The organism is Mesorhizobium sp. B2-5-3 (assembly GCF_006441005.1).
Taxonomy (GTDB): domain Bacteria; phylum Pseudomonadota; class Alphaproteobacteria; order Rhizobiales; family Rhizobiaceae; genus Mesorhizobium.
This window is the reverse complement of record NZ_VFUS01000001.1, coordinates 728,292-747,142: the sequence shown is the minus strand read 5'-3', so window position 1 is coordinate 747,142 and position 18,851 is coordinate 728,292. Positions and strand designations below refer to the sequence as shown.

Annotated in this window: 16 protein-coding genes and 1 pseudogene; 8 read left to right on the top strand and 9 right to left on the bottom strand. The window is 63.7% G+C overall.

Annotated elements, in window-relative coordinates; genetic code table 11:
* Nucleotides 1–88: 88 nt before the first annotated feature.
* The 3 genes from FJ867_RS03850 (at nucleotide 89) to FJ867_RS03840 (ending at nucleotide 2,740) form a co-directional block, all read left to right on the top strand.
* Entirely contained in the window at nucleotides 89–943 is an 855-nt protein-coding gene (locus tag FJ867_RS03850; RefSeq protein ID WP_140491565.1) for a MetQ/NlpA family lipoprotein, read from the top strand.
* 71 nt (nucleotides 944–1,014) lie between these two features.
* A complete protein-coding gene (locus tag FJ867_RS03845) occupies nucleotides 1,015–2,103 on the top strand; it encodes a methionine ABC transporter ATP-binding protein (RefSeq protein ID WP_140491567.1) in 1,089 nt (362 codons plus the stop codon).
* Nucleotides 2,084–2,740 carry a methionine ABC transporter permease gene (locus tag FJ867_RS03840; protein ID WP_140524291.1) on the top strand — a complete coding sequence of 219 codons (657 nt, stop codon included), beginning with the start codon at nucleotides 2,084–2,086 and terminating at the stop codon, nucleotides 2,738–2,740. Before FJ867_RS03845 ends, FJ867_RS03840 begins: the two co-directional genes overlap by 20 nt.
* Before the next feature lie 9 nt (nucleotides 2,741–2,749).
* On the opposite strand, the pseudogene FJ867_RS29350 reads toward FJ867_RS03840, so the two are convergent.
* The 5 genes and pseudogenes from FJ867_RS29350 to FJ867_RS03820 all read right to left on the bottom strand — a co-directional run.
* Nucleotides 2,750–3,097 (bottom strand): annotated as a pseudogene (locus FJ867_RS29350) (Fic family protein); the annotation flags it as partial.
* 15 nt (nucleotides 3,098–3,112) lie between these two features.
* Nucleotides 3,113–3,322, bottom strand: coding sequence for a hypothetical protein (locus FJ867_RS29345; protein WP_318013800.1), 210 nt, complete (start codon nucleotides 3,320–3,322; stop codon nucleotides 3,113–3,115).
* A 4-nt stretch (nucleotides 3,323–3,326) separates the two neighbouring features.
* Complete coding sequence (locus FJ867_RS03830; RefSeq protein WP_140514236.1) at nucleotides 3,327–3,533, bottom strand: hypothetical protein; 207 nt, start codon at nucleotides 3,531–3,533, stop codon at nucleotides 3,327–3,329.
* A gap of 105 nt (nucleotides 3,534–3,638) precedes the next feature.
* The gene (locus tag FJ867_RS03825; RefSeq protein WP_140685615.1) at nucleotides 3,639–5,324 is read right to left on the bottom strand and encodes a hydantoinase B/oxoprolinase family protein; all 1,686 of its coding nucleotides are present in this window, start codon (nucleotides 5,322–5,324) and stop codon (nucleotides 3,639–3,641) included.
* Nucleotide 5,325: 1 nt separating this feature from the next.
* Nucleotides 5,326–7,410 carry a hydantoinase/oxoprolinase family protein gene (locus FJ867_RS03820; protein ID WP_140816593.1) on the bottom strand — a complete coding sequence of 695 codons (2,085 nt, stop codon included), beginning with the start codon at nucleotides 7,408–7,410 and terminating at the stop codon, nucleotides 5,326–5,328.
* A 222-nt stretch (nucleotides 7,411–7,632) separates the two neighbouring features.
* On the opposite strand from FJ867_RS03820, the gene FJ867_RS03815 reads away from it, so the two are divergent.
* The 5 genes from FJ867_RS03815 to FJ867_RS03790 all read left to right on the top strand — a co-directional run bounded on the left by FJ867_RS03815 (nucleotide 7,633) and on the right by FJ867_RS03790 (nucleotide 14,222).
* Nucleotides 7,633–8,460 carry a ferredoxin--NADP reductase gene (locus FJ867_RS03815; RefSeq protein WP_140816590.1) on the top strand — a complete coding sequence of 276 codons (828 nt, stop codon included), beginning with the start codon at nucleotides 7,633–7,635 and terminating at the stop codon, nucleotides 8,458–8,460.
* 199 nt (nucleotides 8,461–8,659) lie between these two features.
* Entirely contained in the window at nucleotides 8,660–9,700 is a 1,041-nt protein-coding gene (gene deoC, locus FJ867_RS03810) for a deoxyribose-phosphate aldolase (RefSeq protein ID WP_140655210.1), read from the top strand.
* Nucleotides 9,701–9,923: 223 nt separating this feature from the next.
* Nucleotides 9,924–12,296: an aldehyde dehydrogenase family protein gene (locus tag FJ867_RS03800; RefSeq protein ID WP_140655207.1), complete on the top strand. Its 2,373-nt coding sequence runs from the start codon at nucleotides 9,924–9,926 to the stop codon at nucleotides 12,294–12,296.
* Nucleotides 12,297–12,475: 179 nt separating this feature from the next.
* Nucleotides 12,476–13,207 (top strand): SDR family oxidoreductase, encoded by a 732-nt coding sequence (locus FJ867_RS03795; RefSeq protein WP_140514227.1) that lies wholly within the window; start codon nucleotides 12,476–12,478, stop codon nucleotides 13,205–13,207.
* A 169-nt stretch (nucleotides 13,208–13,376) separates the two neighbouring features.
* Nucleotides 13,377–14,222 (top strand): fumarylacetoacetate hydrolase family protein, encoded by an 846-nt coding sequence (locus FJ867_RS03790; RefSeq protein ID WP_140514225.1) that lies wholly within the window; start codon nucleotides 13,377–13,379, stop codon nucleotides 14,220–14,222.
* Nucleotides 14,223–14,409: 187 nt separating this feature from the next.
* Here the strand turns inward: FJ867_RS03790 and FJ867_RS03785 are convergent, their stop codons facing one another.
* The 4 genes from FJ867_RS03785 to FJ867_RS03760 all read right to left on the bottom strand — a co-directional run bounded on the left by FJ867_RS03785 (nucleotide 14,410) and on the right by FJ867_RS03760 (nucleotide 18,688).
* Nucleotides 14,410–15,408 carry an ABC transporter ATP-binding protein gene (locus FJ867_RS03785; RefSeq protein ID WP_140816588.1) on the bottom strand — a complete coding sequence of 333 codons (999 nt, stop codon included), beginning with the start codon at nucleotides 15,406–15,408 and terminating at the stop codon, nucleotides 14,410–14,412.
* Between the two features lie 226 nt (nucleotides 15,409–15,634).
* Complete coding sequence (locus FJ867_RS03775; RefSeq protein WP_140514220.1) at nucleotides 15,635–16,696, bottom strand: Gfo/Idh/MocA family oxidoreductase; 1,062 nt, start codon at nucleotides 16,694–16,696, stop codon at nucleotides 15,635–15,637.
* Entirely contained in the window at nucleotides 16,693–17,532 is an 840-nt protein-coding gene (locus FJ867_RS03770) for a carbohydrate ABC transporter permease (RefSeq protein WP_140551691.1), read from the bottom strand. The genes FJ867_RS03775 and FJ867_RS03770 overlap by 4 nt, the downstream gene beginning before the upstream one ends.
* Nucleotides 17,533–17,758: 226 nt before the next feature.
* Nucleotides 17,759–18,688, bottom strand: coding sequence for a sugar ABC transporter permease (locus FJ867_RS03760; RefSeq protein WP_140524307.1), 930 nt, complete (start codon nucleotides 18,686–18,688; stop codon nucleotides 17,759–17,761).
* Nucleotides 18,689–18,851: the final 163 nt, after the last annotated feature.

Here is an 18,851-nt window from a genome sequence, read left to right as displayed (position 1 = left end):
CTTTGATAATATCCCTAGAGTTTCTGATGATCTGGACAAGGCTTGGCGTTCCGCCCGGCTTGTGACTTCGCAACCGCAGAGATCCATCATGTCCGATTTCAGGAACACCTTGTCGTCTTCCCTCTCGTCATATTTCAACCGCCGCGCGGGTCTTGGCTTGCTTTTCGCTTCGGCGGTCGCGGTCGCCGGGCTGATTGCGCCCAGCGCTTCGTTCGCCGAGGACAAGAAGGCGATCAAGGTCGGCATCATCAGCGGCGAGGACGAGGATGTCTGGCGCGTCGTCGTCGCCCAGGCGGCGCAAAAGGGCCTCAGCATCGAAACCGTGGTCTTCAACGATTACACCCAGCCCAATGAGGCGCTGGAACGCGGCGAGATCGACGCCAATGCCTTCCAGCACCAGCCCTATCTCGACAACCAGATCAAGACACAGGGCTACCACATCGTGCGCGTCGGCTATACCGGCGTCTGGCCGATCGGCCTCTACTCCAAGAAATATACGAAGATCGCCGACCTGCCCGAGGGCGCGGTGATCGGCGTGCCGAACGATCCCTCCAATGAAGGCCGGGCGCTGCGCGTGCTGCAGAACGAGGGCGTGATTAAACTGAAGGACGGCACCGGCATTCTCGCCACCACCGCCGACATCGCGGAAAACCCGAAGAAGGTCGAGATCAAGGAGCTTGACGCCGGCATTGTCGGCCGCTCCGTCGAGGATCTCGATGCCGCCGTGGTCAACACCGACTGGGCGCTGAAGAGCGGCCTGACACCGGAAAACCGTATCGCGCAGGAGCCTATCGCCGACAACCCCTACCGCAACTTCATCGCGGTCAAGGTTGGCAATGAGAACGAGCCCTGGGTGAAGACGCTGGTCGCCTCCTACCAGAACGAGGCGGTGAAAGCCGAGTTCGACAAGGTCTACAAGGGCACCGGCCTCAGCGCCTATTGAGGCTGTTAGTGCATTTGACATGAAGGCGGTCCGCGCGGTGCGCGGGCCGCGATCGTATTCGGGATCCGCGCATGAACCAGCATTTCTCAGCAACCGCAGAAGCCATGGAGGGCACAGGCCCACCGCCGCAAGACGTGGTGCGGCTCGTCGACCTGAAGCGCCGCTTCGGCGCGACGGCGGCGCTCGACGGCATTTCGCTGACCGCGCGCAAGGGGGAGATCCTCGGCATCATCGGACGCAGCGGCGCCGGCAAATCGACGCTGATCCGCTGCCTGAACGGACTGGAGCGGCCGGATTCCGGCGAGGTTTTCATCGAAGGCCGCGAGATCAGCCGGCTCGGCGAGCGCGACCTGCAGCCGCTGCGGCGGCGCATCGGCATGATCTTCCAGCATTTCAACCTTTTGTCGGCCAAGACCGTCGAGGACAATGTGGCGCTGCCGCTCAAGATCGAGGGCCGCCCGAAGGCGGAGCGGCTGCGCCGCGCCGCCGAACTGCTTGAACTGGTCGGCCTGTCGGAGAAGGCAAAGGCGTATCCGGCATCGCTGTCGGGTGGGCAGAAGCAGCGCGTCGGCATCGCCAGGGCGCTGGCCGCGCGGCCGGCGCTGCTGTTGTCGGATGAAGCCACCTCCGCGCTTGACCCGGAGACGACGCGGTCCATCCTCGCCTTGCTGAGGGACATCAACCGGCAGCTTGGCCTGACCATCCTTTTGATCACCCATGAGATGGAGGTGATCCGCTCGATCGGCGACCGCGTGGCGGTGATCGACGCCGGGCGCTTCGTCGAGCAAGGCCCGGTCTGGTCGGTGTTTGCCGAGCCGCGGTCGCCGATCACGAAAAGCCTGCTTGGCGCCATCCGGCCGCAACTGCCGGCCGAGCTCTTGGCCCGGCTGCTGCCCGCGACCGGCGCGGAGACGATCCTGCGCGTGGATGTGGCCGGGGAGGCCGCGCAAAGCCCGCTCTTGTCCGATCTCGCGACGCTCGTGCCTGGCACGTTCCGCCTCGTCCATGGCGGCATCGACCATATCCAGCAGCAGCCGGTGGGCACACTGTTCCTGTCTGTCCCCGGCAGCGATGCAAGCCATCTCGCGCGAGTGATCGCATTCCTGAAATCGCGCCAGGCGCGGGTGGAGGTGCTTGGCCATGTCGCCGATCCTGTTTGAGCTTCTGCTGCGGTCGATCTGGGAGACGGTGCTGATGACGGCCGCTTCCGGCCTCATCTCGCTGGTTTTCGGCCTGCCGCTTGGTCTCGCCTTGATCGCCACCGAACGCGGCGGCATCGCCGAAAGTCCTTGGGTCAATCGCGTGCTGGGGGCGGTCATCAACGGCTTCCGCTCGGTGCCGTTCATCATCCTGTTGGTGGCGCTGATCCCGGTGACGCGGCTGATCGTCGGTACCTCGATCGGCACCTGGGCGGCGATCGTGCCGCTGTCGATCGCCGCCACGCCCTACTACGCGCGCATCGCCGAAGTGTCGCTGCGCGAGGTCGACCATGGCCTGATCGAGGCGGCGCGCGCCATGGGCGGCAATCGCTGGACGATCATCCGCGAGGTGCTGGTGCCGGAAGCGCTGCCAGGCATCGTCGCGGGCTTCACCGTGACGCTGGTGACGCTGGTCGGCGCCTCCGCCATGGCCGGCGCGATCGGCGCCGGCGGCCTCGGAGACCTCGCCATCCGCTACGGCTACCAGCGGTTCGAGACGTCAGTGATGATCGCCGTGGTGATCGTGCTGATCATCCTGGTCTGCGGCATCCAGTGGGTGGGCGACCGGCTGGCGGCGAAGCTGGACCGGAGGGGGTGAGCGGCTGAGCTACGCGATGATGTCTTCGATAAGCGTTTGAAGCGGCGCCTCGGAACCACCGAAGCTGTCAATCATCGCCTGAATAACGCGTCGCTCCAGGATATCGGCGTTGAATGTGAAGCCCGCATGTTCAGCAAGCATCGCAAGGAAGGTGAGTTGGGTACGGCCGTTGCCTTCGCGAAAAGGATGAACGGCATTGACCTCCGCAACGATGTGGGCCACGTGCCTCGCAAAACCGAGGCTGTCTAGGTCTGCCAAGGAGTCGGGGTCGCCAAGTTCACGGAACACCCGAACCATCTCGCTGGCGATGTGCTCGGGATAGCAAAACCAGCTGCCACCCTTGCCGATCCGGATGGTGCGCGGCTGACCGGCCTAAGCATACACGTCTTGGAACAGGTGCCGATGCAGGTGGAGATAGTGACGGTAGTCGAGTTCGCCTGCCGGAAGGGGCTCGTCCGCGCGAGTCAGGAACAAGGCGAGCTCGACCTCATCGAGCTCTGTCTGCTCGCGGATATCAAGCAGATTTATAAGCACGGTCGTGCCGGGGTAGCAGAGTGGATCGAACTCGGCAGCGTAGACCAACGGCCTATTTCTTTTTGCGGATTTCTTCTTTGATCAGCGAGCGCCGCTCGTCACCGGACAACCCTTGCCGCACACCATGGTTGAGTATTTTCGCCATGCGGGACGACAACTTCATACCTTCGACAGCGCTGATTTTCTCGCCATGCGCTCTCGTCAGCACGAAATGACCCGTCTTGGCTGAGCGGCCGGTTCTTGAATTAAGATACTTCATTCGCAAATCATATCATGGACCCGCAGGAGAGGCCAAAACGATTTCCGAGCAAGCCGGACCAGGCCGCGGCCTTACTCCTCCGGGTCGAACAAGGCGCCAGCGAGTTCATGCGGCGCCGAACAAATCCCTGGCCTGTTCAGCCGTATAATAACCAAGCCTGACGTCCTGAGCCACCAGTTCCGGATCGCGCTCACGCGGATCGCCGTAGCCGCCACCACCCGGCGTACCGACGCGGACGCGGTCACCGGCCTTGAGCGCGATGTCCTGCTCCTTGGAGAGGTGCGGCGGCACATGTTCCTTCCCGTCGTGGATGACGGCCACCGTGTTGGGCTCGCCATCCCGGCCGCCGAGCGCGCCTTGCGGGCCGAAGCGGCCATGGTCCATGACAAAGGAGGCGCGGGCTTCTCCACGCAGGATCTCGACCTCGTAGGCAAGGCCAAAGCCGCCGCGATGTTTGCCGGCGCCGCCCGAGCCCTCGCGCAACGCATAGTGACGGTAAAGCACCGGAAAGGCCTGCTCCATGATCTCGACCGGCGGCGACTTGGAGATGCCGATGGTCGAGCAGCCATTGGTCAGCCCGTCATGGCCGGCATTGCCGCCATAGCCGCCACCAGAGATCTGGTACATGACATAGTCGCGGCCGCGCGCCGGATCGTTGCCGCCGAGCGCGAAATTGCCGCTGGAGCCGGCGGGCGCCGCCGTTACCTTGTCGGGCAGCGCCTGCACCATGGCCGCAAACACCGCCTCGGCGATGCGCTGCGACACTTCCGCGGCGCAGCCCGAGACCGGGCGGGGATATCTGGCATCCAGGAAGGTACCCTCCGGCCGCTTGACCTCGAGCGGCTCGAAGGCGCCGGCGCTGATCGGCACATCGGGGAAGATATGGCGCATGGCGAGATAAACCGAGGACAAGGTGGTCGCCAGCACGCTGTTCATCGGCCCCGCGCAGGGCTTTGACGAGCCGGCGAAATCGAAAGTCAGGGTGTCGTCCTTCTTCTCGACGGTGAGCGCGATGGTCAGCGGCTCGTTGACCACGCCGTCGGAATCGACGAAGGCCTTCGAGCGGTACGTCCCGTCGGGAATGGCCGCTATGTTGGCGCGCATCTGCTCGGCGGCGCGGCGGCGCAGTTCTGCGATCGCCTCGACAACAGTTTCGTCTCCGTAACGATCCAGAATTCCATTGAGCCGATCCTGGCCGATCAGCAGTGCGGCAGCCTGCGCCCTGATGTCGCCGATGCGCTGGTCGGCGACGCGGATGTTCGAACAGATGATGGCGTAGATCTCCGGGTCGAGTACGCCTTTCTTGAACAGTTTGACCGGCGGCAGCCGCAAGCCTTCCTGCTCGACCGCCGTCGCCGAAGCCGAGAAGCCGCCGGGCACCGAACCGCCAATGTCGGGCCAATGACCGGTGTTGGACAGCCAACAGAAAATCTTGCCGTCCCGGTAGACCGGCATGACGAAGCGCACGTCCATCAGATGCGTGCCGCCGAGATAGGGATCGTTGACGATGTAGATATCGCCCGGCTCCGGAGCCAGGCAGCGGCCGTCGGCGATCATCTCGATCACCGTCCTGGTCGAATATTGCATGACGCCGACGAATACCGGCAGGCCCTGGCTGCCTTGCGCGATCAGCGAGCCGTCGACGGCCGAATAGATGCCGTCGGAGCGGTCATTGGCCTCGGCAATGACAGGTGAGAAGGCGGCGCGGGAAAAGGTCAGGTCCATCTCATCGCAGACCTGCTGCAGGGCTGCCTGAAGAACCGAGAGCGTGATGGCGTCGAGCTTTTGCATCTCAGGCCTCGCCAATGTCGATGATGATGTTGCCGTCGGCGTCCGAGCGGGCACGGTCGCCGGGTTCGAGCACCGTGGTAGCGTCCATCTGTTCGAGGATCGCGGGCCCTTCGATGACCGCATCGAGCGGCAGTTCTTCGCGTGCGTATACGGGCGTGTCATGCCAGCGCCCGCTGTACCAGACCGGCCGGATCTCGCGCCGGGCCTCGTCGAGCGTCTTTGCCCGCCCGGCGGGGTCGATCAGCCGCGACAGATCGATCGCCGGCCTGGAACCCGTCACCGAGGTGTTCAAGTTGACCAGATTGGCGCGGATTTCCGGCAGCTCGACCTTGAAGCGCGCGAAATAGGCCTTTTCGAACAGCGCCTGCAGCTCCTGCCGGGTCACCGACGAGGACGGCAGCGGCACGTTGATGATGTGGGTCTGGCCGACGAACTGCATGTCGGCGGAATGGGTGACGCGGATGGTCTGCGGTTTCACCGCCTCCTTGGCGATCAGCTCCTCGCCTTCGTTTCGATGCCGTTCCAAAACCCGATGGAGCTGGCTTTCATCAAGAACGCCTACCGGCCGGTTGATGGTGTTGACGAAATCATGGCGCAGATCGGCGACGACGCAGCCGAGCGCATTGGTGATGCCGGGCCGTGCCGGCACCAGCACCCGGGGCAGTCCAAGTTCGCGCGCCAGAGCGGTGGCGTGCAGCGGGCCGGCGCCGCCGAAGGCGAACAGCGCGAAATCGCGCGGATCGTGACCGCGCGACACCGACACCATGCGGATGGCGCCGGCCATCTTCATGTTGCCGAGCCTGAGCACCGCGCCGGCTGCTTCGACGCCGGACAAGCCCGTCGCCCTGCCGATCCTGTCGGCAAAAATGCCGGTGACACGCTCTGATGTGACCGGATTGTCGACGGAAAGCAGCTTCTTCGGCGCCAGCCTGCCGAGCACCAGATTGGCGTCGGTGATGGTCGGCTCCAGGCCGCCGCGGCCGTAGCAGATCGGGCCGGGATTGGCGCCGGCACTTTCCGGGCCGATCTGGATCAGGCCTGCCGCGTCGACGCGCGCGATCGAGCCGCCGCCGGCGCCGACCGTGTGCACCGCCACCATCGGCACATGGATGGGCATGGCGTATTCGATCTCGATCTCGTTCGAAACCGCCGGTTCGGCGTTGCGGATCAGCGCCACGTCGGTCGAGGTGCCGCCCATGTCGTAGGTGACGAGGTTTTCGAAGCCGGCGCGCTTGCCCGTGTAGGCGGCGGCGATGACGCCCGAGGCCGGGCCGGACATCACGGTCTTGGCCGATTCACGTGTGACGAAGCGGGCCGAGATCATACCGCCATTGCCGTTCATGATCAGGAAGTCGCGGGCGTAGCCTTTGTCGGCGAGTTCCTTGCGCAGCCGCTCGACATAGCGCTCGAGGATCGGCTGCACCGAAGCGTTGACCGAGGCGGTGACGCCGCGCTCGAATTCGCGCGCTTCCGACAGCAGCGCATGACCCGCGGTGATGTAGTCGTTCGGCCAGAGTTCGGCGGCGATCTCGGCGGCGCGCCGCTCGTGCGAAGGGTTAGCGTAGGAATGCAGGAAGTGGATGACCAGGGATTCGCAGCCGGCATCGATCAGCGCCTTCACCGCCTCGCGCATTTCGGCTTCGTCGAGTGGCATGCGTACCGCTCCCGACGCCTCGACGCGCTCGGACACTTCGAGCCGCAGGTTGCGCGGGATGACCGGAACAAAGGTGCCGGTCATGCCATAGGGCTGCGGCCGCGTGCGCCGGCCGAGCTCGATCACGTCGCGAAAGCCGCGCGTGGTGATCATGCCGGTCTTCGCCAGCCGGCGTTCGAGCACCGCGTTGGTGGTTGTCGTCGTGCCATGCACGATAAGATCGATGCCGTCGATCGGAAAGCCGGTGGTATCGAGCGCCGAAACGACGCCGAAGGCTTGGTTGTCGACGGTCGTGGGCGTCTTGGCGATATGTACCCGCCCGCCATCCTTGCCATCAATCAGAAGCAGATCGGTGAAGGTTCCGCCGACGTCGATGCCGGCGACAACACTGCCCAGGGAATCCGGCGGCTGCACCGAAAAATTCTCTTTCATTGTCGAAACCCGAAATGCTGGGACTACGGATATGTCACAGTTTGGAAAGGTGTTTTACGGCGGCATCTTGACGCAAATATCGTTTGTATACTAATAAATTACGGACACAAGAGCTTACCGCTTTGGAGTGTGCGAGCAGCACGCCGGAACCTGAACGGTCCGGGCGCGCAGGAATAAGGTTTGGCGCCCGCGTTCGTGAGTTGGGCCAGAAGGTTGGATTTGATGAACACCACATCCGCGTTCAACACCGCCGGCGCCCGCCCGCTGCAATTTCCGATTCCAGCCAATGTCTATGCCGAAACCGTGGTCTCGGTGAAGCACTACACCGACCGGCTGTTCTCGTTCCGCATCACCCGTCCGCAGTCGCTGCGCTTCCGTTCCGGCGAATTCGTCATGATCGGCCTGCCCAATGCCGAGAAGCCGGTGTTCCGCGCCTATTCGGTGGCCAGCCCGGCCTGGGACGAAGAGCTGGAATTCTTTTCCATCAAGGTACCGGACGGCCCCCTGACCTCGGAGTTGCAAAAGATCCAGGTCGGCGACACCGTCATCATGCGCCAGAAGTCGACCGGCACGCTGGTGGTCGACGCGCTGACGCCGGCCAAGCGGCTGTTCATGATCTCCACCGGCACCGGCATCGCGCCCTTCGCCAGCCTGCTGCGTGACCCTGACACTTATGAAAAATTCGAGCAGCTGGTCCTGACCCACACCTGCCGTGACAATGCCGAGCTGACCTATGGCCAGGAACTGGTGGCGACGCTCGAAAGCGACCCGCTGATCGGCGAACTGACCGGCGGCCGTGTCACGCTTTACAACTCCACGACCCGCGAGGAGTCGGCGCGCATGGGTCGCATCACCGCGCTGATCGGCTCCGGCAAATTCTACAGCGATCTCGGCATTGAGAAGCTCAATCCCGAGACCGACCGCATCATGATCTGCGGCTCGATGCATATGCTGAAGGACGTCAAGGAAATGGCCGAGAGCTTCGGTTTCCAGGAAGGCTCGCTCAGCCATCCCTCGACTTTTGTCGTCGAGCGCGCCTTCGTCGGCTGAGGCCTGCTCTTCTCCGGCAATCGAGCTTTTGACCTTCTGGTCAAAAATTAGCTGCTTTCGCGGCCGTTTTCAGCTATCCTCGCTTGAGGACTCGTGAAGCGCGGCTTCGCGGGCTATCTTCGTGCGTGTCGCCCAAAAGTGCCGAGCGGTTTGGGAAGACGATACACACCAAGACACAAGCTGAGTGAAAGGGCAGGAGATGAGCAGCACAATCCGCGAGGCCGAGGCCAAGGTGATGCCGCTGCCGGCGCGCGCCGCCGCCAACACCGCCCTCCCGCTGGATCATCGCATCGCGCGCAATCCCGGCATGAAGCTCGACCTCGGCTTTCTGGAGTCGGTGCGCAGCGTCAACCGCTCGGCGCTGGAACGGCGCGTCGCCAGCCTGACCAAGCGGCGCTCGATCAAGGCCGACAACCAGGCGGCCTGGCTGCTGCGGGCGATAGCCTGCATGGACCTGACGACGCTCAACTCGAACGACACGGAAGAGCGCGTGCGCCGGCTTTGCGCCAAAGCGATCAATCCGCTGCGCCGCGACATCGCTGAGGGCCTGGGCATTGCGGGCGAACCCATCCGCCCGGCCGCCGTCTGCGTCTATCATCCGTTCGTCGCCATCGCGGTCGACGCCGTGCGCGGCACCGGCATCCATGTCGCCGCCGTCTCCACCGCCTTCCCGCATGGTCTTGCGCCACTGTCGACCCGCCTCCAGGAGATCGAGGCCTCGGTGCGCGACGGCGCCGACGAGATCGACGTCGTCATCCCGCGCGGCCTGGTGTTCGGGGCCAAATGGCGCGAGCTCTACAACGAGATCGTCTCGATGCGCGCTGCCTGCGGTGATGCGCATCTGAAGGTCATTCTCGGCACCGGCGACCTCGCCACGCTGCGCAATGTGATGCTGGCCTCTATGGTGGCAATGATGGCGGGCGCCGATTTCATCAAGACCTCGACCGGCAAGGAAAGCGTCAACGCCACGCTGCCCGTCGGCCTTGCCATGGTGCGCGCCATCAGGGCCTATTTCGAGGAGACCGGCTATCTCATCGGCTTCAAGCCGGCCGGCGGCATTTCTACCGCCAAGGTGTCGCTCGACTGGCTGGTGCTGATGAAGGAAGAACTCGGCCGGCCATGGCTGGAACCGGAGCTGTTCCGCTTCGGCGCCTCGAGCCTGCTGACAGACATCGAGCGGCAGCTCGAGCATCACCTGACCGGGCACTATTCGGCCAATCACCGCCACGCGATGGCTTGAGTCAGGGCTCGAACGTGGAGCCCTACGGCGCCCCCCTCTGTCCTACCGGACATCTCCCCCACACGGGGGGAGATCACGCGCTTCCTTGTTTTCGTCCATTTTCAACGTCGCAAGGGCAGCGACACGCTGAAACTGCCAATCTCCCCCCTTGTGGGGGAGATGTCCGGCAGGACAGAGGGGGGCGCGACAGAGCGCTTGCCGAGGCAATTATCTGGAGGGCCCCATGAACATTCTCGAACGCTATCACGCTATGGAATACGGTCCGGCGCCGGAAGCCCGCAACGAGGCCGACGCCTGGCTTGCCGCGCGCGATTTTTCCAAGGCATTGTTCATCGACGGCACCTGGAAGGCGGCTGGCAGCGGCAAGACCTTCGAGACCAGCGAGCCTTCTTCCGGCAAGCTGCTGGCCAAGGTCTCGGATGCCGGAGCCGCCGACATCGACGCGGCGGTCGCGGCGGCCGCGAAAGCGCTGCCGAAATGGTCGGCATCCTCGGGCTATACCAGGGCCAAAGTGCTCTATGCCATCGGCCGCGCCATGCAGCGCCACCAACGCCTGTTCGCGGTGCTTGAGACGATCGACAATGGCAAGCCGATCCGCGAGAGCCGCGACATCGACGTGCCGCTGGCGATCCGCCACTTCATCCATCATGCCGGCTGGGCGCAGGCGCTGGACAGGGATTTCCCCGGCCAGAAGGGCGTCGGCGTCGTCGGCCAGATCATCCCGTGGAACTTTCCGCTCTTGATGCTGGCCTGGAAGATCGCGCCGGCACTTGCCGCCGGCTGCACGGTGGTGCTGAAGCCGGCCGAATTCACGCCGCTGACAGCCATCCTGTTCGCCGAAATCTGCGAACGCGCCGGCGTGCCGAAAGGCGTCGTCAACATCGTGCAGGGCGGCCCGGAAGCGGGTGCGGCCATCGTCAACCATCCCGGCATCCAGAAGATCGCCTTCACCGGGTCTTCCGAAGTCGGCAAGATCATCCGCAAGGCTACCGCCGGCTCGGGCAAGAAGCTGTCGCTGGAGCTTGGCGGCAAGTCGGCCTTCATCGTGTTCGAGGACGCTGATCTCGACAGCGCCGTCGAAGGTCTGGTCGACGGCATCTGGTTCAACCAGGGACAGGTCTGCTGCGCCGGTTCGCGGCTGCTGGTGCAGGAAGGCATCGCCGAGGCGCTGATTGCCAAGGTCAAGATGCGAATGAGCCGGTTGCGCGTCGGCAGCCCGCTCGACAAGAACACCGATATCGGCCCGCTGGTCGATCTGACGCAGCTCGATCGCGTCAAGGGCCTGGTCGCCGAGGGCGCAAAACAGGGGGCGGTCTGCTGGCAGCCGGATGCGGCGCTGCCCTCATCCGGCTATTACCATCTGCCGACCCTCGCTACCGGCGTTTCGCCGGCTAATGTTCTCGCCCAGGAAGAAGTGTTCGGCCCCGTTCTAGCGGCCATGACGTTCCGCAACACCGAGGAAGCAATCGAGCTCGCCAACAACACCCGCTATGGCCTTGCCGCTTCGGTGTGGAGCGAAAACGTCAACCTCGCTTTGCACGTCGCACCGCAATTGAAGGCCGGCGTGATCTGGGTCAACGGCACCAATATGTTCGACGCCGCCTGCGGCTTCGGCGGCTATCGCGAGAGCGGTTTCGGCCGCGAGGGCGGGCGCGAAGGCATGTTCGAATATCTCACGGCAAAGCTGCCGCTCGGCCTGGTCATCAAGCCGGCGACAGTCTCGGCACAACCCGTTGAACAGGCCGATGGCGCAGCAATCGACCGGACGGCAAAACTGTTCATCGGCGGCAAACAGGTTCGGCCCGATGGCAACTACTCGCTGGCGGTTGTCACCGCCAAGGGCAAGCTTGCCGGCGAAGTCGGCTTGGGCAACCGCAAGGATATACGCGATGCCGTCTCCGCGGCGCGGGCCTGCAAGAGCTGGCCGGAGGCGACCGCCTACAACCGCTCACAGGTGCTCTACTATCTGGCGGAAAACCTCTCCGGCCGGGCGGAGGAGTTCGCCGCCCGTCTCGTCCAGCTCACGGGCGCGACCGCCAAGGCGGCACGCGACGAGGTCGACCAGTCGATCGAGCGGTTGTTTCTCTATGCCGGACTTGCCGACAAGTTCGAGGGGCGCGTGCACCAGCCGCCGGCACGGGCGGTGACGCTGGCCTTGCATGAGCCGGTTGGCGTCGTCGGCATCGTCGCGCCCGACAGTCAGCCGCTACTCGGGTTTATCTCGCTGGTCGCGCCGGCGCTGGCGATGGGCAACACGGTGGTCGCGGTGCCTTCGGAGCGCTATCCGCTGCTCGCCACCGACTTGTATCAGGTCATCGAATATTCCGACGTGCCTGCCGGCGCCATCAACATCGTCACCGGACGCACGGCCGAACTTGCCGGCGTGCTGGCCAAGCATGACGATGTCGATGGGCTCTGGCTGTTCGCCGATGCCGACACCTGCGCCAAGGCGGAGGTCGAGTCCGTCGGCAACCTCAAACGTATCTGGAGCGGCAATGGCCGTAGCCTCGACTGGGCCTCGGAAGAAGCCGCTGGCGATGTTTTGCTGCGCCGCGCCGTCGAGGTGAAGAACGTCTGGGTGCCCTACGGCGACTGACGTTCCATGCTGTCACGATGGAGATCGGGTTCGGGCTTGACGCTCGGGCTTATGTTCTTTAACGAGAAAAAACATCTTTATCTGTGAACTGACAGAGCAGGCCACATCATGGCCTGTGACTGTCACATGACGCCTTCGCAGGCCGCCGATAAAGGCAGTTAACCCAGGAGGAGAACAGCATGGCGGATCTGGCAGGCAAGGTCGTCGTCATCACGGCAGCGGCGCAAGGCATCGGCAAGGCAAGCGCGCTCGCCTTCGCCAAGGCAGGAGCTACCGTCCATGCCACCGACATCAACGAAACGCTGCTGGCGGAACTCGCCAAGACTGCCGGGATCAAGACACGCAAGGTCGACGTGCTCAATGACGAGGCGGTCAACACCGCCTTCGCCGGGATCGGCCGCGTCGACGTGCTGTTCAACTGCGCCGGTTTCGTCCACTCCGGCTCGATCCTGGAGATGAAGGACAGCGATCTCGATTTCGCTCTCAACCTCAACGTTCGCGCCATGATCCGCACCATCCGCGCCGTGCTGCCCGGCATGCTGGAGCGCGCAGACGGGTCGATCATCAACATGGCCTCGCTGGCGAGTTCGCAGAAGGGCGTGCCGAACCGTTTCGCCTATGGTGTCACCAAGGCTGCGGTGATCGGCCTGACCAAGGCAGTCGCGGCCGACTATGTCGGCAAGGGCATACGCTGCAACGCCATCTGCCCCGGTACGGTGGAAAGCCCGTCGCTGCAGGATCGCATGCACGCGCAGGGCGATTATGAAGCCGCGCGCGCCGCCTTCATCGCGCGCCAGCCGATGGGCCGGCTCGGCACGCCGGAGGAAATCGCCGATCTGGCCGTCTATCTGGCCGGCGCCACCTACACATCCGGGCAGGCCTACAATATCGATGGTGGCTGGTCGATCTGACCGGATCGAGGAGTCTGAAAATCCCGCTCACCGGCGATCACTATATGGTGTCCGCGCTTGCCCTGGATCAGGCCGGTGGTACGGTCCGCCGGCTTCCCAAACGGGAGCCATTCGTTTCGGTGAAGAGTTTGCAAAAGGCCGCGAGGCCGCAACCAGGAGAAGGGTCTAAATGAAACTGCTGCGCTATGGCGAGGTGGGGAGCGAACGTCCCGGCCTGCTCGATGCGGATGGGACGATCCGCGACCTCTCCGCCCATGTCGCCGACATTGCCGGCACCACGCTTCACCCGGCCTCGCTGGAGATGCTGTCCAAGCTCGACGCAAAGTCGCTGCCGGCGGTTTCCGGCAAGCCGCGGCTCGGCGCCTGCGTTGCCGGCACCGGCAAGTTCATCTGCATCGGCCTCAACTATTCCGACCACGCCGCCGAGACCGGCGCCACCGTGCCGCCGGAGCCGATCATCTTCATGAAGGCCAGCTCGGCCATCGTCGGACCGGACGATGACGTGCTGATCCCGCGCGGCTCGGAGAAGACCGACTGGGAGGTCGAGCTGGGCGTGGTCATCGGCAAAACGGCAAAATATGTCAGCCAGGCCGATGCGCTCGATTATGTCGCCGGCTACTGCGTCGCGCACGATGTCTCCGAGCGCGCCTTCCAGGCCGAGCGCCAGGGCCAATGGACCAAGGGCAAGAGCTGCGACACGTTCGGCCCGACCGGCCCATGGCTGGTGACCAAGGACGAGGTCTCGGATCCGCAGAACCTGAAGATGTGGCTGACCGTCAACGGCAAGACCATGCAGAACGGCTCGACGAAGACCATGGTCTACGGCGTCGCCTATCTTGTGTCCTATCTCAGCCAGTTCATGTCGCTGCATCCTGGCGACATCATTTCGACAGGCACGCCGCCCGGTGTCGGCCTGGGCATGAAGCCGCCGGTGTTCTTGAAGGCCGGCGACGTGGTGGAGCTGGGCATCGAAGGGTTGGGCCAGCAGAAGCAGACGTTCAGGGCTGACGCATAACTTTCACGAGTCGCGCCGCCCCTCATCTGGCTGCCGCCATCTTCTCCCCGTAGAACGGGGAGAAGGACGCTGTCGTTGCTGCTTTCGCCAATCGCCGGCGCTGGAGCTATCTTCCTTCTCCCCGTCACTATACGGGGAGAAGGTGCCGGCAGGCGGATGAGGGGCAGCGCCAACCTATGTTGCGATACTACTTCAGCACCTTCCCATCCGCGCCAAACCGATAGGTCTTCGCTGGATCCGGCGTTGCATAAAGTGTCGCCCCCGGCTCGGCGTCATAAACACCGAAAATGCGCACGGTGATCAGCCCGGCCTTCTCGCAGTCGAGATAGAGATTGGTGTCGGCGCCGAGGTGCTCGGCATGCACGACCGTGCCTTTCCAGGCGCCGGATTTCGGGTCGACAGTCAGATGCTCCGGCCGCACGCCGATGCTCTTGGCGGTTTCCCCAAGCCTGGCGCCGTCGATGAAGTTCATCTTCGGCGAGCCGATGAAGCCCGCGACAAATTCGTTCGCCGGCGAATTGTAGAGTTCCATCGGTCCGCCGATCTGCTCGATTTTCCCGGCATTGAGCACCACGATCTTGTCTGCCAGCGTCATCGCCTCGACCTGGTCGTGGGTGACGTAGATCATCGTCGCCTTGAGGCGGCGATGCAGCTGCGCGATTTCCAACCGCGTGTTGACGCGCAGTGCCGCGTCGAGATTGGACAAAGGCTCGTCGAACAGGAACAGCTTTGGCTCGCGCACCACGGCGCGGCCGATGGCGACGCGCTGGCGCTGGCCGCCGGAGAGTTCCGCGGGACGCCTTTCCAGATAGGGCTCAAGCGACAGCATGGACGAGGCGATGCCGATGCGGCGGTCGATCTCGGACGCCGGCGTGCCGGCCTGCTTGAGGCCAAGGCCCATATTGTTCTTGACCGTCAGATGCGGATAGAGCGCATAGGTCTGGAACACCATGGCGATGCCGCGCTTGGCCGGCGGCGTGGCCGAGACATCCGCGCCATCGATGACCACCCGGCCCGAGGTCGAATCCTCCAGCCCGGCGATCACCCTCAGCAAAGTCGACTTGCCGCAGCCCGAGGGGCCGACGAAGACGACGAATTCGCCATCCGTCACTTCGAGGTCGATGCCCTTCAGCACCTCGACCGGGCCGAAGGCCTTCTTCACATTCTCGATGTTCAGCGAGCCCACGGCAGTCCTCCAAATTGATGAGTGGGCGCCAGGGCACCTCCCTCTGTCCTGCCGGACATCTCCCCCTCAAGGGGGGAGATTGGCAGCTTTGACGCTGAAACACTCTTTTTGACGTTTGTGATTGGCGAAGGCCATGCCGACAGCTGATCTCCCTCCTTGAGGGGGAGATGGCCGGCAGGCCAGAGGGGGGCGCCGTAGACCGCAACCCCTGCCGCTAGCTCCCTTTTCACAATCGCACCGCCTTCCCGCTGCGCACGCTCTCGTCGGCGGCAAGGCAGACGGCGAGCGATTTCACGGCGTCGTCCATATGGCGGGTGAGATCGATATCCTCGCGGATCGCCTTGAGGACAAAAGCCTGTTCGAGATCGCAGAGATCCTGGTGGCCGGGTTCGCCCTCCATCGACAGCATCTCGTCTGGCTTGGCGAACTTGCCGTCCGCGCCGGTTTTCGCACTGTGCAGGCGGATAGTCGACGTCTTGGTGTGAGTGTCGATGTCGTCGGACTTAACGCCTTCCTTCATGACGATCGACACGCAGCCCGTCGGCGAGATGACATCTTTGACGAAGAACGCGGTCTCCGAAATCATCGGTCCCCAGCCGGCCTCGTACCAGCCGACCGAGCCGTCATCGAACAGCACCTGGAGGTGGCCGTAATTGTACATCGTGGGCGCCACCTCCTCGGTCAGCCGCACGCCCATGCCGCGCACCTCGACCGGCCTGGCGTCGGTGATCTGCAGCATGACGTCGAGATAATGCACGCCGCAGTCCACGATCGGCGAGGTCGTGCGCATCAATTGCTTGTGCGTCTCCCAGGTATGGCCAGAGGACTGCTGGTTGAGGTTCATGCGGAAGACATAAGGGCCGCCGAGCTTGCGCGCCTCGGCGATCAGCCTGATCCAGGACGGGTGGTGGCGCAGTATGTAGCCGATCACCAGTTTCCTGCCATTGGCCTTGGCGGCCGCGACGACGCGCCTGGCGTCGGCCACCGTCGTCGCCAGGGGCTTTTCGACGAAGACATGGCAGCCGGCCTCGAACGCCCTCACCGCATAGTCGGCGTGGCTGTCGGAATAAGTGGCTATGCAGGCGACATCGGGCTTTTCGTCGCGCAGCGCATCGTCGAAGGAGCGCCTGATGCCGTAGCCCGACAGCCCATCCGGCAGCGGCACGTCGGAGCGGTTGATCAACGCGGCGATCTCGAAGCCCGGATTGGTGTGATAGGCGAGCGCATGGCTGCGGCCCATATTGCCGAGGCCGGCGGCGACGACGCGAAGGGGCGATTGCGAATTCACTTGACGGCTCCTGACGTGATGCCGCGGATCAACTGCCGCGAGAAGATGACGTAGAGGATCAGCACCGGCATGATCGCCAGCGAGAGCGCGGCCAGGATGGCGTTCCAGTTGGTGACGAACTGGCCGAGGAAGAGCTGCGCGCCGAGGGTCACAGTCTTGGTCTCTTCCGACGGCGCCAGGATCAGCGGGAACCACAGATCGTTCCAGATCGGGATCATGGTGAACACTGCGACTGTCGCCATCGATGGCCGCACCAGCGGCAGCACCAGCCGGAAGAAGATGGTGTATTCCGACAGGCCGTCGATGCGGCCGGCGTTCTTCAGGTCGTCGGACACCTGCTTCATGAATTCCGAAAGGATGAAGACAGCCAGCGGCAGGCCTTGCGCGGTGTAGACCAGGATCAGCGCCGTCAGCGTGTTGACCAGCCCGCTCGCCACCATCAATTGCAGGATGGCGACGGTGGCCAGCCGGATCGGGATCATGATGCCCAGCGCCAGATAGAGGCCCATCAGCGTATTGCCGCGAAAGCGGTATTCCGACAGCGCAAAGGCAGCCATGGCGCCGAACAGCAGCACGAAGAACAGCGAGGCGACCGTGACGACGAGGCTGTTCTGGAAGTAGTGGATGAAATCGCCCTGGCCGATCACCGTGGTATAGCCGATCAGGTCGAAGGTCTTTGGCGTCGGCGGTGTCAGCGGCGCGCCGAATATGCCGGCGCGGGATTTAAACGAATTCATGATGACCAGGATCACCGGGAACAGCGCGATCGCCGTGTAGGTCAACAGGACCGCATGGGCGCCGATCGTGCGGGGCAGCGAACGGGTGGCGGTGCTCATTGGATGGTCTCCTGAGGAGCTACTTTGCCGAGGAACAGCACCCAGCCACCCCCCTCTGGCCTGCCGGCCATCTCCCCCGCAAGGGGGGAGATTGGCAGCTTTGGCGCCGACACATCTCCTGCATCGCTGGTGGCTGGCGAAGGCCGTGACAACAGCTGATCTCCCCCCTTGCGGGGGAGATGTCCGGCAGGACAGAGGGGGGTGCTCAAGCTCGACATATCGCCCCCTAAAACTGATATCGACGCAGGCGCGTCTGGATGAGGAAGAGGTAGACGCAGACACCGCCGAGGATGATCAGGAACATGATCGTGGCGATGGTCGCGCCCATGTTGGGGTCGCCGACCTGCAGCTGGAAGCCGAAGAATGCGCGGTAGAGGAAGGTGCCGAGAATGTCGGTCGAATAATTCGGCCCGGCGAGCGCGCCCTGCGCGGTGTAGATCAGGTCGAAGGCGTTGAAATTGCCGACGAAGGTCAGGATCGAGATGATGCCGATCGAGGGCAGGATCAGCGGCAGCTTGATCTTCCAGAACTGCGACAGGCCGGTGATGCCATCGCATTCCGCCGCCTCTATGACCTCATTGGGGATCGACAGCAGCGCGGCGTAGATCAGCATCATGGGGATGCCGACGAACTGCCACACCGAGACCAGGCTAAGCGCGGTCAGCGCATACTGCTCCTTGCCGAGCCATGGCGTGAACAGGCTTTTAAGGCCGACCAGGTCCATCATGTGCGGTGCCACGCCCCATAGCGGCGACAGGATGAGCTTCCAGGCGAAGCCGACGATGACGAAGGACAGGATGGTCGGCACGAAGATCGCCGTGCGGTAGAAGGCCGAAAAGCGCAGCCTGGGGCTGGACAGAAGTGCGGCCAGCAGTACGCCGATCGGGTTCTGCACCAGCATGTGGATGATGAAGAACCAGACATTGTTGCGCAGCGCGTTCCAGAAATTCACCGACCAGTTTGGATCGCCGAACAGGGTGCGGAAGTTTGCCAGCCCGACGAAGACCTGGGATTGCTCGATGTTGCGGAACAGCGACAGCTGCAAAGTGCCGGCGAGCGGCAGGATCATGATCGCCGTATAGACGAGCACCGCCGGCGCCAGGAAGACGGCGATATGCCAGCGGATCGGTCTTTTCGGTCGTGCTTGTGCGGCCATGAGTTCGGTCCCCGCCGATCAGGTCTGGGAAATGCTTTCGACCACAGCGCTGCCCCTCATCCCGACCCTCTCCCGGTGAAGAACGGAGAGAGGGGTCGCCAGCGTTGCGGCAACTCCCTTTCTCACCGTCACTGTACGGGGAGAAGCTGCCGGCAGGCGGATA